Origin of the sequence: Pseudarthrobacter polychromogenes (genome assembly GCF_014644495.1) — a bacterium.
GTDB classification, from domain to species: domain Bacteria; phylum Actinomycetota; class Actinomycetes; order Actinomycetales; family Micrococcaceae; genus Arthrobacter; species Arthrobacter polychromogenes.
Map to the genome: position 1 here is coordinate 1 of NZ_BMKU01000031.1, position 1,101 is coordinate 1,101.

Here is a 1,101-nt window from a genome sequence, read left to right on the forward strand (position 1 = left end):
TTCGATTGGCGTGAGTTTTCCCAGCCGTCTTTGCCGTCGCCGGCGGTGGTAGGTTCTTTCGATCCAGGTTGTGATGGCCAGTCGGAGGTCCTGCCTGGTGAGCCACCGCTGACGGTCCAGGACGTTCTTTTGCAGCAGCGAGAAGAACGATTCCATCGCGGCGTTGTCCGCGCACGCACCGACCCTGCCCATCGATCCGGTAAGCCCGTGGTGCCGGAGCGATTCGACGAAGCGGCGGGACCGGAACTGGGACCCGCGATCCGAGTGGACCACGGTCGCTGCCGGGCGGCGTGCCCGCACCGCGCTCTCCAATGCAGCGACGGCCAGCGAGGACTTCATCCGGGAGTCCATCGAGTACCCGACGATCCTTCCGGAATAGACGTCCTTCACCGCGCAGAGGTAGAGCTTCCCCTCTGCAGTGGGGTGCTCGGTAATGTCCGTCAGCCACAGCTCGTTCGGCGCCGCGGCGGTGAAATCCCGCTCGACCAGGTCGTCGTGAACCGGCGGCCCGGGTCTGCGGTTCAGGCCACGCTTCTTCGAGAACACCGACCAGATGCCGTGGTCCCTGCACAGGCGCTGGACCCTGTTCTCACCCGCCGTGATGCCCTTCTCCGGGAGTTCGTCGGCGATGAAACGGTACCCGAACGCAGGGTCCTCGGCATGGATGTCCAGGGCGGCGTTGACGAGGTGCGCATCGATCCAGTCGCGTTCCGTCACCGGACTGGCTCGCCATCGGTAATAGCCTTGCTTGCTGAACTTCAACACCCTGCAGGTCACCGCCACGGGAACACCGTCGGCGGCAAGATCCGTGACCAGCGGGTAGATCATTTTGGGTTGATGTCCCTGGCCAGATAGGCCGCGGCTCGGCGCAGAATCTCGTTCTCCTGCTCCAAGAGGCGGTTCCGCTTCTTCAACTCCCGCATCTCGGCCGACTCCGTCGCCGCCGGACCGGCCCCGGATTCTTTACGGTCGGCGATGGCAATCCAGCGCTTGAGCGTCGTGACCGAAAGCCCGAAATCCTTCGCAATCTGCGCCAGCGGCGCCTCGCCCCTGCGGGCCACATCTATAACATCCTGGCGGAACTCCGCCCCATAAGCCGTG

1 protein-coding gene is annotated in these 1,101 nt (G+C 64.5%); it reads right to left on the reverse strand.

Annotated features, from left to right (window positions below; translation table 11 throughout):
* Positions 1–1,101, reverse strand: a protein-coding gene (locus IEX43_RS20165) for an IS3 family transposase (RefSeq protein WP_188814054.1) whose coding sequence is annotated in 2 segments (ribosomal slippage) — positions 1–830 and positions 830–1,101 — 1,102 coding nt annotated over the 2 segments. Because the reading frame shifts where the segments join, the coding sequence is not laid out codon by codon here. This gene is flagged as partial in the annotation.